Annotated in this window: 12 protein-coding genes; 4 read left to right on the top strand and 8 right to left on the bottom strand. The window is 70.4% G+C overall.

What is annotated here, in order from left to right; translation table 11 throughout:
* Positions 1 to 2: 2 nt before the first annotated feature.
* Both LY625_RS10085 and LY625_RS10080 read right to left on the bottom strand, forming a co-directional pair.
* Complete coding sequence (locus tag LY625_RS10085) at positions 3 to 1,259, bottom strand: DUF763 domain-containing protein (RefSeq protein ID WP_233740073.1); 1,257 nt, start codon at positions 1,257 to 1,259, stop codon at positions 3 to 5.
* The gene (locus LY625_RS10080) at positions 1,256 to 2,350 is read right to left on the bottom strand and encodes an HDOD domain-containing protein (RefSeq protein ID WP_233740072.1); all 1,095 of its coding nucleotides are present in this window, start codon (positions 2,348 to 2,350) and stop codon (positions 1,256 to 1,258) included. Before LY625_RS10080 ends, LY625_RS10085 begins: the two co-directional genes overlap by 4 nt.
* Positions 2,351 to 2,588: 238 nt before the next feature.
* Here LY625_RS10080 and LY625_RS10075 point away from each other — a divergent pair, with 238 nt between their 5' ends.
* Positions 2,589 to 3,557 carry a protein N-lysine methyltransferase family protein gene (locus LY625_RS10075; protein ID WP_233740071.1) on the top strand — a complete coding sequence of 323 codons (969 nt, stop codon included), beginning with the start codon at positions 2,589 to 2,591 and terminating at the stop codon, positions 3,555 to 3,557.
* Positions 3,558 to 3,577: 20 nt separating this feature from the next.
* On the opposite strand, the gene LY625_RS10070 is transcribed toward LY625_RS10075, so the two are convergent.
* The 4 genes from LY625_RS10070 to LY625_RS10055 are packed head-to-tail and all read right to left on the bottom strand — an operon-like array spanning position 3,578 to position 7,093.
* Positions 3,578 to 4,531: a glutaminase gene (locus LY625_RS10070; RefSeq protein WP_233740070.1), complete on the bottom strand. Its 954-nt coding sequence runs from the start codon at positions 4,529 to 4,531 to the stop codon at positions 3,578 to 3,580.
* Complete coding sequence (locus tag LY625_RS10065) at positions 4,531 to 4,869, bottom strand: zinc ribbon domain-containing protein YjdM (RefSeq protein WP_233740069.1); 339 nt, start codon at positions 4,867 to 4,869, stop codon at positions 4,531 to 4,533. Before LY625_RS10065 ends, LY625_RS10070 begins: the two co-directional genes overlap by 1 nt.
* A gap of 60 nt (positions 4,870 to 4,929) precedes the next feature.
* A complete protein-coding gene (locus LY625_RS10060; protein ID WP_233740068.1) occupies positions 4,930 to 5,589 on the bottom strand; it encodes a DUF502 domain-containing protein in 660 nt (219 codons plus the stop codon).
* A 7-nt stretch (positions 5,590 to 5,596) separates the two neighbouring features.
* On the bottom strand, positions 5,597 to 7,093 hold the full coding sequence (locus LY625_RS10055; protein WP_233740067.1) for a catalase: 1,497 nt from the start codon (positions 7,091 to 7,093) through the stop codon (positions 5,597 to 5,599).
* A 183-nt stretch (positions 7,094 to 7,276) separates the two neighbouring features.
* Between LY625_RS10055 and LY625_RS10050 the strand changes: the two genes are divergently transcribed.
* Complete coding sequence (locus tag LY625_RS10050) at positions 7,277 to 7,759, top strand: pyridoxamine 5'-phosphate oxidase family protein (protein WP_233740066.1); 483 nt, start codon at positions 7,277 to 7,279, stop codon at positions 7,757 to 7,759.
* 101 nt (positions 7,760 to 7,860) lie between these two features.
* On the opposite strand, the gene LY625_RS10045 is transcribed toward LY625_RS10050, so the two are convergent.
* Entirely contained in the window at positions 7,861 to 9,984 is a 2,124-nt protein-coding gene (locus tag LY625_RS10045; protein ID WP_233740065.1) for a M13-type metalloendopeptidase, read from the bottom strand.
* A complete protein-coding gene (locus LY625_RS10040) occupies positions 9,981 to 10,970 on the bottom strand; it encodes an NAD(P)/FAD-dependent oxidoreductase (protein WP_233740064.1) in 990 nt (329 codons plus the stop codon). Before LY625_RS10040 ends, LY625_RS10045 begins: the two co-directional genes overlap by 4 nt.
* A gap of 75 nt (positions 10,971 to 11,045) precedes the next feature.
* Between LY625_RS10040 and LY625_RS10035 the strand changes: the two genes are divergently transcribed.
* Together LY625_RS10035 and LY625_RS10030 are read left to right on the top strand one after the other, a co-directional pair.
* A complete protein-coding gene (locus LY625_RS10035; RefSeq protein WP_233740063.1) occupies positions 11,046 to 11,582 on the top strand; it encodes a peroxiredoxin in 537 nt (178 codons plus the stop codon).
* Between the two features lie 187 nt (positions 11,583 to 11,769).
* On the top strand, positions 11,770 to 13,926 hold the full coding sequence (locus tag LY625_RS10030; protein ID WP_233740106.1) for an EAL domain-containing protein: 2,157 nt from the start codon (positions 11,770 to 11,772) through the stop codon (positions 13,924 to 13,926).
* The last annotated feature ends 13 nt before the right edge of the window (positions 13,927 to 13,939 follow it).

Here is a 13,939-nt window from a genome sequence, read left to right as displayed (position 1 = left end):
CATCACACGGCGGGCGGGGGCTCCACGCCGAAGATGCTGCGCCCGCCGTAGGCATGCGAGCGTGCCCGCTCGCGGGCGATCAGCTCGTCGACCGACGGGCCGGTTGCTACCCGTTCCAGCCGCCGGGCCTGTTCGTCGAGCCGGCGGATCGCCGCCAGCTGCTCGTCGCGGCCGAGCTTCGCGCCCTCCACCGCGCCCTTGAGCACGCCGATGGTGTGGTCCATCACCTTCAACGGCACCGGGAACGGGTGGCGGTCCTTGCCCCCGTGCGCCAGCGAGAACCGCGCCGGATCGGTGAAGCGGCAGGGGGCGCCGTGCAGCACCTCGGCCACCAGGGCCAGGGCACGGACCGTCCGTGCGCCCACCCCGGGCACCTGCAGCAGGCCGCTGAAGTCCTTCGGCCCGTTCTCCGCCGCCGCGGCCAGGTTCCCGTGCAGGCGCCGGGTGACGATGTCGCTTGCCTTGACCTCATGGCGGTCGGGCATCGACAGGTGCGGCATCAGCTCCATCTGTGCGCCGGGCGCCGGCGGGGCCGCCGGCACCGCGTTGCCGCGATCGATGAGCCCGAGCTCCCGGGCGATGCGGTCGGGTCCGAGCTCATGCAGCAGCGCCACCTGCGCCGTGCGCGAGGCCCGTGCCCGCCGGTCGGCCAGATTGATGATGCTGCCCCGCCCGGGTCCGTCGACCGCCGCATGTGGATCGTCAAGGAAGCTTTCCAGCCCTTCCGACAGCCAGTGATAGCGGCGTGCCTGGCGCCGCTCGCTGTCCATGCCCTGCTGCACCACCACCCAGTGGCCGTCGTCGGTGACGATGAAGCCGTGCAGGTACAGGTCGAAGCCGTCCTGCACCGCGGCACTGTCGACCTTGGCGACCATCCGGCTGGCCGCGGCCAACGCCGCGCCGTCGATCCCCACCCGCTCGCCGATCGCCAGCAGCTCGCCCGGGGTGGCGCGCGAATGCCGGCCGCGTCCACCGCACACGTGGATGCCCAGTTCGCCCGACAGCGGCTGCAGGCCGCGCTTGAGCGCGCCGATCACGCTGGTGGTGATGCCCGAGGAATGCCAGTCCATCCCCATCACCGCACCGAAGGACTGGAACCAGAACGGATGGGCCAGGCGGCGCAGCAGCTCGTCGCGGCCGTACTCGTGCACGATCGCCTGGGTGATCACCGTACCCAGCCGGGTCATGCGGGTGGCGAGCCACTGCGGCACGCGGCCGCCGTGCAGCGGCAGGTCGGCGCTTCCGGAACGGCGGCTCATGCGGGCGTACCGCCCTCCTCCAGGCTGCGGCAGAGCCGGCGCCAGACCGACTCGACGGCTTCCGCGTCGGCCTCGATGCCGGCGAGGCGTGCGAGCGCCTCGTCCGCGGAGAGCCCGCCCGCGCGGCAAAGCATCGCCATCGACGCGGCGGCGCTGCCGAAGCGCAGCGAACGCGCGCCGGTCGCGGCCGAGCCCGGTTCCTGCAGCGCGTCCAGGACGGAACCCAGCGGATCCGACAGCTCCCACTGGCGGGCAATGCGCCGGGCCACCGGCACCGACCAGCCATCCAGCAGGGCGAAGGTGACCTCGGCATCGGGTACCAGCGCCGGCCGGCGCAGGTACTGTTCGCGTACCGACCGCACCACGACCGCCGACCCCAGCCCGACCATCAGGCCGGCCAGCTGGACGGTGAAGGCATCGGCACCGCCGCCGCGCCGGGCATGCTCCGCCGCGGCGGCCGACGACAGTTCGGTGTGGGTCCAGACCTGGCGCGCAAGTTCGCCGAACACCCCCTCGCCCGGGGCGCCCATGACCGGCTGGACCAGCGCGGCGGCCACCAGCCGGCGGATGCCGTCGGTGCCCACCGAGGCGACCGCCCGCTCCAGGCTCTCGACCGGCCGCGACTGCACCCGGTAGAGCGCGCTGTTGGCGATCTTCAGCAGGCGCGCGGCCAGGGTCGGATCCTGGGCCACGATCCCGGCGATCGCCATGCCGGAGGCGTGCGGATCGTTCACCGTCCGCGTCAGCTGCGGGAGCAGGCCGGGCCGACGCGGCGTGCTACGGATGTCGCTGCCGACCTTCTGCAACGCCTCGACGGTCCGCGCGACCACCGCCGCATGCGCGGATCCGGTCGCCGTGGCGGCCTCGCCGGCCGCCCCGAATGGCAGCCCGTGCAGGCGGCGGAGGCCGTCACGCCGCAGCGTCGATGCAGCGGTGATCGTTGGGTCGGGTGGGAAGCCCGCGCCCGCACGCCGGCGCCCGCCGCCGCGCGCAGGTGCGCCACGTGGCCGCGCCCGCCGCCATCCGGCCCAGGCGAGTCCCACCACCACCAGCACGCCCAGCAAGGGCAACAGCCAAGGCATTCCGCTCATCCCCTCCCCCAAAGGGGATTGTCTGCGCGCATTCTACCGCTCGCCGGCGCCACCCCGGCACGCCCCCGACGCCCAATCATTTGGGCGCGCGCCCGTCAATACGCAACAAAGCCCTTGTTCAGGCGCGATTCGTATAATGGCCGTGTTGCGCCGCTGCGCAGCACGTCCTGCCCCCGGTGGAGCAGGTCCGACGCCCGCCCGTCGCCGCGCCCATGGCGCCTGCTCCCGAGGGAGTCAATTGCCCGGATTCGAGGTCCGCCTCATCGAGCTCCACGCCGGTGGTGAATGCTACCGGCTGCGCGTGCTCACCGACCTGCAGCAGTTCTCCGATCCCGACGGGCATGGCGCCCGGCTGGGGATCTCCTGCTCCCAGTGGAGCCTGTTCGGCCAGCTGTGGCCGGCCGGTGAACTGCTCGCCGAGGTCATGTCGCACTTCGACATCGAAGGCAAGCGCTTCCTGGAGGTCGGCTGCGGCATCGGCGCGGCCAGCCTGGTGCTCCAGCGCCGCGGCGCGCAGGTGGTGGCAACCGACATCCACCCGCAGGCCGAGCCGTTCCTGGCCTACAACTCCGCGCTCAATGGCCTGGAGGCGGTGCCCTACCGCCAGCTCGACTGGACCACGCCGCTGCCCACGCTCGGCCGCTTCGACGTGTTGATCGCCAGCGACGTCATGTACGAGCGCGACCACGCCCGGTTGCTGGCCGAGGTGGTGGAGCGCCACGCCTGCGGGGCCGCCGAGGTCGTGCTCACCGATTCCGGCCGCGGCGGCCGCGGGCTGTTCACCCGCCTGTTGGAAGCGCAGGGGTTCGCGCTGGAGCCCTGGACCGCCTCGGCGCCCGCGGGGGAGACGCGCAGCCGCCTGCGCGTGCTGCATTTCCGCCGACATTCCCGCCCCGACCGCATCCCCGACGCGTTCGGCCCATCCGTAATGACTGGAGATCCCATGTCCAAGAGCAACACCAAGACCAAGACCACCGCCGCCAAGCCCGCCAGCGCCCCGCTGCGCCGCACCTTCAGCCGCAGCGGCGCCAACGCCGCACACCTGACCAGCCAGGCCATCGCCAGCCACATCGCCGACTTCAAGAAGCAGGGCGGCCGCATCGAAGTGCTGGGCAACACCCCGCTGCGCCCCTTCGTCAGCAAGACCGCACGCCGCAAGACCCCCGCAGCACCCGCCAAGGCCGCCGCGAAGAAAACCGGCACCTGACACCGGGCGCCGGCGTCCGGTCAGAAGATCGACAGTCCGGTCATCTCAGTGAAACGGTGCAGGGCATAGCCGCCCAGCAGCGAGTTCCCCTTGGTGTCCAGGCCCGGCGACCAGACACACAGGCTCATCACCTTCGGCACCACGGCGACGATGCCGCCGCCCACCCCGCTCTTGGCGGGAAGCCCGACATGGAAGGCGAAATCGCCGGCCGCGTCGTAGGTGCCGCAGGTGAGCATGACCGCATTGATGCGCTTGGCCCGGTCGGGGCGGGTGACTCCCACGCCCGATACCGGGCAGTGGCCTTCGTCGGCCAGGAACAGCACGCTGCGCGCCAGGTCCAGGCAATCCATCTCCAGCGAGCACTGGGCGTAGTAGAAGTCCAGAACCGCGTCGATGTCGTTGTGGATGTTGCCGAAGCTCCTGATGAAGTTGACCAGCGCGGTATTGCGGTAGCCGGTCTGCTTCTCGGAGGCGAACACCTCCCGGTCGACTCCGACCGAGGCGTTGCCAGAGCGTGCCCGCATGAACTCCAGCAGGGCCTCGCGTGGTCGCTGGTAGTGCGACAGGATCACGTCCGCCACCACCAGCGCGCCGGAGTTGATGAGCGGGTTGCGCGGGACGCCGCCCTCGAACTCCAGCTGCACCAGCGAGTTGAACGGCACGCCCGACGGCTCGCGGCCCACCCGGTCCCACAGTTCCGCGCCGGCCACCTCCAGCGCCAGGGTCAGGGAATGGACCTTGGACACGCTCTGGACCGAGAACGGCTCGCGGGCGTCACCCACGCAATGCACCTGGCCGTCCAGCGCGACCAGGGCCATGCCGAAGCGGTCGACCGGCACCGAACCGAGCATCGGGATGTAATCGGCGACCCTGCCCTCGCCGAAGCGTTCGCGCACCTCGGCGTTGATGGCGGCCAGGATGCCGGGCAGGTCGTGCCGGGCCAGCACGTTGGCGGTGTCGGAAATCGGCGCCATCAGGCCTTGCGCAGGAAGCAGGTCTTGAGCACGAGGTCGCGGATCCGGTCGGAGTGCCCCTCGATGTGCTCCGGATCATCCGCGACCAGGCGGATGTTGCGGATCATGGTGCCCTGCTTCAGCGGTACGGAACTGCCCCGCACCTTCAGGTCCTTGATCACCACCACCGAATCACCCTGCTCCAGCGGATTGCCATTGCAGTCGCGCACCACGGGCCCGCCGCCGGCCGCCGCATCGCCGGGCGCCCATTCGTGCCCGCAGTCGGGGCAGGAGAAGAGCGTGCCGTCCGACCAGGTGTTGTCCTTGCCGCAGTCAGGGCAGTCCGGTGAGGTGTGCATGCAGGGGCTCCGCGACGTGGGCCGGGCATTGTAGCCGCGCGTCCGGGCGCGCAGTCCCCGTCACCGCGCCCGCCGCCTGCCACCGGGCGCCGCGACCGGTGCGGTGATGCCCATCGACAGGTACACGCTGGTCAGGGTGTCGACTCCGATGTCGGCGCGCGCGACCCACTGCACCGGCACATACAGCAGCCCGCCACCCACCGGGATGGGTGCGGTCGGCACCAGTACCGCGAGGTGGGGCTGGCCGGCGATCGCCAGCGGCTCGGGGTTCGGCAGCAGCCCCAGCACCTTCACCCCGGACTCGCCGAAGCTGCACCACACCGGGCTCATCGCCGCGATGTCGGCGGTCTTGCCACGGTCGCCCAGCACCGCCACGAAGCGCTCGGCGACGTCGTAGACCCGACCCAGCAGCGGAATCCGCCGCATCGAGCTGTCCAGCAACGCCATCACCGGCGCCCGCAGCCGGGACTGGACCACCAGTCCCAGCACGTAGATGGCGGCCAGTACCAGCGCAGTGCCCGCCAGCCAGGCCAGGAACGGGTTGCCGGCGAACACCCCGAGAACCGAGAACGAGCGCCCGAGCATGCTGTCGGGGCCGACGAACCGGTTCAGCAACCCGACCACCCAGACCACCAGCCCCAGCGTCATCACCAGCGGCAACACCGCCAGCAGGCCGGTCAGCCAGGTCGACAGGAACGGTTTCAGCAATCGGCTGGACATCGGACGGTCAGCTTTCGCCCATGCCCGCCGCCGGCTCCCGGGCGCCATCGGTCCTCACCTTCCGTTCGATCCGGGCACCCACGTCCGGGTCGATGTTCTTCCAGTACTCGAAGGCACGCTCCAGCACCGGGCTGCGCACGCCGCCCAGCAGGCTGCCGGCCACCTGCTCGACCAGTGCCCCGCGCTCGGCCTCGGTGAACACCTCGCGCACCAGCACGCCAGGCTGGCTGAAGTCGTCATCGTCCGCGCGCAGCACATAGGCGCTGCGCACCATCGCGCCGTCCGCCTCCCAGCCATCGTCCGCGGTGCCCGACGACTCGGCCCAGGGCCGCCCGCCGCTGTTGGGCGCATACACCGGTGCGGCGCCGCTGTGGTGGTAGGCCATCGGGCCATCGAACAGATAGCTGTTCACCGGCACCTTAGGCTGGTTCACCGGCAGCTGGTGGAAATTGGCACCGATGCGGTTGCGCTGCGCGTCGTTGTAGGCGAAGGCGCGCCCGAGCAGCATCTTGTCCGGCGACAGCCCGATGCCCGGCACCGTGTTGCCCGGGGAAAACGCCGCCTGCTCGACCTGGGCGAAGAAGTTCTCCGGATTACGGTCCAGGGTCATCACGCCCACCTCGATCAGCGGGTAGTCCGCGTGCGGCCACACCTTGGTCAGGTCGAAAGGGTTGATCCGGTAGGTCTTCGCGTCCTCGTAGGGCATCACCTGCACCGACAGCGTCCACTGCGGGTGCTCGCCGCGGGCGATGGCGTCGAACAGGTCGCGGCGGTGGAAGTCGGCGTCGCGCCCGGCCATCTCCATGGCTTCGGCGTTGCTGAAGAACGCCATACCCTGCCGGGTGTGGAAGTGGTACTTCACCCAGAACCGCTCGCCTGCGTCGTTGATCCACATGTAGGTGTGCGAGCCGTAGCCGTTCATGTGGCGCCAGGTGCGTGGAAGGCCGCGCGGCCCCATCAGGTAGGTGACCTGGTGGGCGGACTCGGGATTGTGGGTCCAGAAGTCCCACTGCATGTGGTTGTCGCGCAGCCCGGAGTCCGGCAGGCGCTTCTGGCTGCGGATGAAGTGCGGGAACTTCATCGGATCGCGGACGAAGAAGATCGGCGTGTTGTTGCCGACCAGGTCGTAGTTGCCTTCGCTGGTATAGAACTTGAGCGAGAAGCCGCGTACGTCGCGCCAGGTATCGGGGCTGCCCATCTCACCGGCCACGGTGGAGAAGCGGATCAGCAAGTCGGTCTTCGTGCCGGGCTGGAACAGGGCCGCCCGGGTGTAGCGGGAAACATCGGCCGTGGTCTCGAAGATCCCGAATGCGCCGGCGCCCTTGGCGTGTGGCTGGCGCTCGATGACCTTCTCGCGGTTGAAATGCGCCATCTGCTCGAGGAAGTGCACGTCGTGCAGGACGATCGGGCCGTCGGGACCAATGGTGAGGGAATCGCGGTCGCTGGGCGCGGGTGCCCCGGCACCGGTGGTGGTAGCCGGAGGGCGCTGTTCGTTCCTGCTCATGTACGACTCCTGGTGGTCTGCGGCACCGGCACTGTATCGCGATCGGCGCCGTGCCCGTGATCCACGTCGGGCACGTCCAGGCGGAAAGCCCGGCGCGCGACGAAGCCGCCCCAGTCGACGGGCGACGCCGGGCTAACGGCAAGCCTGCTAGGACTGCGGCTCCCCCACACCACAGGGACCTCCATGGCCACCCAACAGGAAATCGCCGGCAAGCTCTGGGACGCTTTCCAGCAGGACCGCTTCGTGATGATCGGGCTCGACGGCGCGGGCGCCGCGCCCCCCCAGCCGATGACGCTGCTCATGGACGGCAACCACTCCCCGTTCTGGTTCTTCACCTCCAGCGAGACCGATCTTGCCCGCGCCCTCGCCACTCCGCAGTCCGCGGTCGCGACCTTCACCAAGAAGGGCCTGTCGTTGTTCGCCTCCATGCGCGGGCGGCTGTCGGTGGACAACGACCCGGGGGTGATGGACCGGCTGTGGAGCCCGATGGTCGAAGCCTGGTTCGAGGGCCGCAACGATCCGCGCATCACCCTGCTGCGGCTGGATGTGCAGGACGCGCAGGTCTGGCTCAACGAGGGGCAGATGCTGGCGGGGGTGAAGCTGTTGTTCGGGGTCGATCCGCGCGGGCAGGAGGGGCAGGACCGGGACACGGTGGACCTGGACTGAGCGGAAACCGGTTCCGGGTGCGGCCTTTGGCCGGGCCACGTCGGTTGGGGAGCCGGCGGCGTCCATAACGAGGAAGGCCCCCTTTCGGGGGCCTTCTTGCCTTACCAGATGCGCACCCGGTCTTCGGGCGCGATCCACAGCGGATCGGCCTCGGTGACGCCGAACGCGTCGTACCAGGCGTCGATGTTGCGCAGCGGCGCGAAGGCGCGGATGTGGCCCGGCGAGTGGGTGCCGTTGACCAGCTGCTGGCGCAGGGCATCATCGCGCCACAGCGTGCGCCAGACCTGGGCCCAGCCCATGAACAGGCGCTGCTCGCCGGTGAAGCCGTCGATCACCGGCGCTTCCCCGCCGTCCAGCGAGCGGCGATAGGCCTCCAGCGCGATGGTCAGGCCACCCAGGTCGCCGATGTTCTCGCCCATCGCCACCCGGCTGTTGATGTGCATGCCCGGCAGCTGCGGGAACTCGTAGGACTCGTACTGCGCGCCCAGCTTCGCCGCCTGCTCCTCGAACTTCGCCGCGTCCTCGGCGGTCCACCAGTCACGCAGCAGGCCCTCGCCGTCGGACTTGCGGCCCTGGTCGTCGAAGCCGTGGACGATTTCGTGGCCGATCACCCCGCCGATGGCGCCGTAGTTGACCGCCGGGTCGGCATCCGGATCGAAGAACGGGGGCTGCAGGATCGCGGCCGGGAACACGATCTCGTTCTTGACCGAGTTGTAGTAGGCGTTGACGGTCTGCGGGGTCATCCCCCACTCGGTCAGGTCCACCGGCTGGCCGATGCGGCCCTTGCGGTAGTCCCATTCGAAGGCCATGGCGCGCTCGGCATTGCCGAACACGTCGCCGTTGGCCAGCTGCAGGCCGTCGTAGTCGCGCCACTTCTCGGTATGGCCGATCTTCAGCCCGAAGCCCTTGAGCTTGGCGTGCGCCTCGGCCTTGGTCGCCGGGCTCATCCACTCCAGCTGGTCCAGGCGCGCGCCCATGGCGGCCTTCACGTTGGCCACCAGCTCGTCCATCTTGGCCTTGGCGTCGGGCGGGAAGTACAGCTTCACGTAGTCCTGGCCGATCGCCTCGCCCATCGCCGAGGAGGCGTAGGCAACGGCGCGCTTCCAGCGTGCGCGCTGCTCGGGCTGGCCGGACAGGAACCGGCTGCGGAATTCGAACTCGGCATCGGCGAAGTCGCTCGACAGCAGCGAGGCGGCGTTGTCGGTGGTGTGGAAGGCCTGCCAGGCCTTCAGCGTGTCCAGGTCGGTGCCGGCGAAGATCGCGGCAATCTCCGGGAACGCGCTGTCCTGGCGGATCACCCCGTTTTCGGCGTAGTCCACGCCGGCGGCGGCCAGGTAGGCCGGCCATGGGAATCCGGGCGCGAGGGTACCCAGTTCGGCCAGCACCACCGGGTTGTAGGTCTTGTCGCGGTCGCGGCTTTCGGCGCGGGTCCAGTGGGCCTCGGCGATCTTCGTCTCCATCGCCATGATCCGGTCGGCGTTGCCCGCCGGGTCGTCCCAGCCGGCCAGTCCGAGCATCTGCGCGATGTACTCGACGTAGCGCTCGCGCTGCGGGGCGAACTTCTCGTCCAGGTACATCTGCCGGTCGCCCAGGCCCAGGCCGGACTGGCTCAGGTACAGGGTGTAGGTATCCGGGTTGCGCTGGTCATCGGACACGTAATGGCCGAAGAAACTGCCGCCGAAGCTGGCATTGCGCTGGCCCATCAGGCGCGCCATGGCCTCCTTGCTGTCGACCGCGCGGATGGCCTCCAGATGCGGCTGCAGTGGCCGGGCGCCAAGCGCCTCCACCGCCTGCTCGTCCATGAAGCCCTGGTAGAGGGCGGCCAGCTTGGCCTGGTTGTCGGTGCCGGCCGGATCACCCAGGCGGTAGCTTTCCAGCAGCTGGTGCACGCGCGCCTCGGACAGGTCACGCAGGACCAGGAACGAGCCGTACATCGACTGGTCGGACGGGATCTCGGTGCCTTGCGCCCAGGCGCCACTGACATAGGCGAAGAAGTCCGCGCCGGGCTCGACGGTGGGATCCATGCCGGCGGTATCGATGCCCCAGGTGCCGAAGCGGGTGGCCTGGATCGGGTCGGTGGCAGCGCCGCCGGCATGATCACCCGCGTCGACCAGCGACAGGGCGTGGCAGGCCTCGTCCAGGCATGCATCGTGGGCGAGGGCCGCGGGCGCGGCAACGAGGCTGAGCGCGACGGCGGTCGCCGCGGAAAGCAAGGTCTTCTTCAAGGGGGTTCCCCGGTAGCGTGCTGGTCCAACCCCCCTTTTACCCGTTCCGGCACCCCGGGCGCAGTGTCGAAAGTTGGCGGTTCGCGTTCGCGCAGCCAGTTGTGCGCGCGGGTGGCGGCTAGCGCCCCGTGGCCCATCGCCACGCTGATCTGGTCCAGGCCCTCGACGATGTCCCCGGCGCAATACAGCCCGGGCACGTCGGTCCCCAGCGGTGAGCGCGCGTGGGTCGTGCCCTCCTCCCCCAGTTCCAGGCCGAGCATGACCGCGAGCTCCACGCGCTGGCGGACACCCAGTGCGGGGTAGACGACGTCGAAGGACAGCGGTGCCTCGTCGCCCTCGATCTGGACCTGGTAACAATCGCCCCGTGGTGCGTGATGGATGACCGGGCGGTCCACCACGGCGATGCCGGCGCGCTGCAGCCGGGTACGGTCCCGGGGATCCAGCTCGCTGCTGTTGAGTGGCACCAGGGTGATGTCGGCGGAGAAGCGGCGCAGGAACAGCGCCTCGTTCGCGCCGTGGCCATCCGAGCCGATCACGCCGATGCGCTCGTCGATGTGCTCGTAGCCGTCACAGACCGGGCAATAGCGCAGGATGCCGGCGCCGATGGCCGCTTCGTGCACCCCGTCGTCCAGTGGCACCTGCTCCATGTACAGGCCGGTCGCCAGGACCAGACTGCGCGCCCGCAACTGCTCACGGCTGCCGGCGAGGGTGAGGATGAATCCCGGTCCGCCCGCGGCCGCCTGGACCACCTCGCCCTCGCGCACCACGGCACCGTACCGCTCGGCGTGGCGGGTCATGCGTGCGACCAGCGCGGGACCCTCGACCCCGTCGGGGAAGCCGGGCACGTTGTGGGTCACCGGGATGCGCAGCGCGCGCGAGCGGCCGTCATGCACCACCAGCACCCGGCGCCGGAACCGGGCCAGGTACAAGGCCGCGGACAGCCCCGCCGGCCCGGCACCGACGATGATGCAGTCCCACTGGTCCATCGCCCGCTCCCGTGACTGGAAGCGGCAGGCTAGGCGGCACCACGTGAAAGCGCCGGCGGCGTAGGATGCATGACCATGAACATCCTCAAGAGCCTCGCCGCAGCCCTTGCGCTCACCTTCGCCGCCGCCTGTGCGCAGCCCGCCTCGGCCGCGCTCAAGCCGGGCGACCCGGCGCCGGACTTCAGCGCGCCGGGCTGGCTGGCCGGCGAAGCGTTCCAGTTCAGCCTCGCCGACGCACTGCGTGGTGGGCCGGTGGTGGTGTACTTCTTCCCGGCCGCCAATACCCCGGGCTGCAACCTGGAGGCCTCGCTGTTCTCGCAGAACATCGACGCCTTCAGGGGAAAGGGCGCGACCGTCATCGGCGTGACCGCCGGCAACATCGACCAGTTGCGCGCGTTCTCCAATGACACCGCCACCTGCGCCGGGAAGTTCCCGGTGGCCGCCGACGAAGGCGCGGCGATCGCGGCCGATTACGACGCGGTGACCGGGAGCGGCGACATGTCCAGCCGCACGTCCTACGTCATCGCGCAGGACGGCACCATCGCGGCGGTGCACTCGGACATGAACCCGGCCCGGCACGTGCAGGCGATGCTCGACGGGTTGGACCCATAGCCGCCAGGCCGTTCCGCCTCCGAAACCCCATGCGCGGCGCCGGGACGTGGAGCGGTCGTGAACCCCGACTTAACGGTTCGTGCTAAACAGGGCTGCACGCCTTCCATGAACCGGGGATTCGATGGGAACCGCCGCGCCACCTGCCAGCAACACGTTCGGACCCGCAATCCGAGCCCTGTTGGCCTTGGTGCTGCTGGTCGTCCTGTCGCCCACGCCGCGCCCGGCGCATGGCCAGACCGGTGATCCCACGCTGGTGGTCGGTGGCGACGCGGAGTACCCGCCATTCCAGTTCATCGATGAGCACGGCAGGGCCACCGGCTTCGATGTCGAACTCATCCGGCTGCTGGCGCGTGACCAGCGGATGCAGGTGCGTTTCGAACTGGGCGGTTGGGATGCCTCGCTGAAGCGGCTCGAGCGTGGCGAACTGGACGTGGTGCCGATGTTCGCCTCCTCGCCGCGCGAGGACCGCTTCCTGTTCACCCGGCCCTACCTGCTGCGTTACCACGCCGTCTTCGGCACCATCGGCACGCCCGCGGTCGGATCGCTGGAGGAGCTCGCCGGCTCGGTGGTCGCGGTCCAGAAGGCGAGCCTGGCGTGGGAGGCACTCCGGGCGATGGGAAGGACCGGACCCAGGCTGCTCGAGCTTGCCAGCGAATCCACGGCACTGGCCGCGGTCGCCCGTGGCGAGGCGGAGTACGCGCTGGTGCCGACCAGCATCGGCTACCAGACCGTGGCCAAGGAGGGCCTGGACGGGGTGATCGCGCTCAGCCCTCCCCTGCTCGAGCGGCAGTACGTGCTCGCCGTCTCGCGCCAACGCCCTGAACTGGTCGGGCAGCTCAACGACGGCCTCGACCGGCTGCGCGTGAGCGGCGAGCAGGACCGGCTCTACGTGGCATGGATCGGCAACCTGGGCCGGCAACACGCGCCGGCCGGTGCCTGGCCGATGGTCGCCGGGGTGGCGGCGATCCTCGCCCTGTACCTTGCGTTGCTGCTCTGGCGCCGGCGGGCCGGACAGGCGATCGCGGGCGGCGGCCCGGCAGCGCGCGGGCAGGCCCAGGCACCGGGCAGCGGCGCGACCCAGCTGGCGGTCCTGCCCGGACAGCCGGCGCTGCTGGAGCAGCTGGCGCTGCGTGCCGGCAAATGGACGCCCGGCACTCCGGGCTTCGCGCTGGCCAAGATCCGCCTGCTCGGCCTGGACATGGTCCAGAACCTGGCCGGGGAAGCCACCAGCCGGGACCTGGAGGCGATCGTGGCCGCGCGGCTGGCCTCCACCCACGGCAGGAGCGATGTCGCCTACCTCGGACCCGGCCGCTTCGCCGTCGTCCTGCCGGGTGTCGGCGATGCCGAACAGGCAGGCATGGCGACCGAACAGCTGCGGACGCTGTTGTCGCAACGGATCAGCCTGCGCGACCTTCCGATCGACCTGCGTACCCGTATCGGAATCGCCGTATTCCCCCACGATGGCGCGGATGCGCCTTCACTGATGCGGGCGGCGCGGCTTGCACTGGAGGCGGCCGAACGGCTGGGCGTCCGCCGCCTGGCCTACAACGTCACCCTGGAACCCGACCCGCGCAACCTCACCCTTCTGGCGGAGCTGCGCGAGTCACTGGCCGCCGGCCAGCTCGGGTACGCGCTGCAGCCAAAACTCGACCTGCGTACCCGGCGCTGGTTGGGCGCCGAGCTGCTGGTGCGCTGGAACCATCCGCGCCACGGGCCCCTGCCCCCCGCGGCCTTCGTCCCGCTTGCCGAACAGGCCGAGGCGATCGGCGAGATGACGCTGTACCTGATCCGCGCCGGCCTGGCCACCATGCGGCAGTGGTCCGGCCATGGGCAGGCGCTCTCGCTGGCGGTGAACGTTTCGGCCAACGACCTCGCCGACGGCGCGCTCGTCGACGCGGTCATCGGCGCGGCGGCGCGGCCGGGGCCCCAGCTGATCCTCGAGGTCACCGAAACCGACATGATGCGCGATCCCGAACGCGTGGCCGCCGCGATTCCCCGGCTGCGCGCGCATGGCATCCGCATCTCGGTCGACGATTTCGGCACCGGCCACTCGTCGCTGACCAACCTGCGGCGCCTCGGGCCCGACGAGCTGAAGATCGACCAGTCGTTCGTGGCCAACGTGGTGGGTTCGCAGTCGGACCAGGCCATCGTGCGCGCCACCATCAGCCTGGCCCACGACCTCGGCGCCTCGGTCACCGCGGAAGGCATCGAGGACCAGGCCACGCTGGACTGGCTTGCCGCCGCCGGCTGCGATGCCGCGCAGGGCTTCTGCATCGCCAGGCCCATGCCGCCCGAGGCGTTCGCCCGCCTGCTGCAGGACGCCAGCGCGCCTGCGACGTCCTAGGCCATTACCGGCG

Source organism: Lysobacter sp. GX 14042, assembly GCF_021390425.1.
Taxonomy (GTDB): Bacteria; Pseudomonadota; Gammaproteobacteria; order Xanthomonadales; family Xanthomonadaceae; genus Novilysobacter.
The sequence above is the reverse complement of the archived record's forward strand: the minus strand, read 5'-3'. Positions and strand labels throughout refer to the sequence as shown.

Bases quoted from the DNA above. Each gene is read 5' to 3' on its own strand.
- LY625_RS10070 (WP_233740070.1), bottom strand. From the start codon at position 4,531: ATGGCGCCGATTTCCGACACCGCCAACGTGCTGGCCCGGCACGACCTG.
- LY625_RS10035 (WP_233740063.1), top strand. From the start codon at position 11,046: ATGAACATCCTCAAGAGCCTCGCCGCAGCCCTTGCGCTCACCTTCGCC.
- LY625_RS10050 (WP_233740066.1), top strand. From the start codon at position 7,277: ATGGCCACCCAACAGGAAATCGCCGGCAAGCTCTGGGACGCTTTCCAG.
- LY625_RS10085 (WP_233740073.1), bottom strand. From the start codon at position 1,259: ATGAGCCGCCGTTCCGGAAGCGCCGACCTGCCGCTGCACGGCGGCCGC.
- LY625_RS10065 (WP_233740069.1), bottom strand. From the start codon at position 4,869: ATGCACACCTCACCGGACTGCCCTGACTGCGGCAAGGACAACACCTGG.
- LY625_RS10060 (WP_233740068.1), bottom strand. From the start codon at position 5,589: ATGTCCAGCCGATTGCTGAAACCGTTCCTGTCGACCTGGCTGACCGGC.
- LY625_RS10080 (WP_233740072.1), bottom strand. From the start codon at position 2,350: ATGAGCGGAATGCCTTGGCTGTTGCCCTTGCTGGGCGTGCTGGTGGTG.
- LY625_RS10040 (WP_233740064.1), bottom strand. From the start codon at position 10,970: ATGGACCAGTGGGACTGCATCATCGTCGGTGCCGGGCCGGCGGGGCTG.
- LY625_RS10055 (WP_233740067.1), bottom strand. From the start codon at position 7,093: ATGAGCAGGAACGAACAGCGCCCTCCGGCTACCACCACCGGTGCCGGG.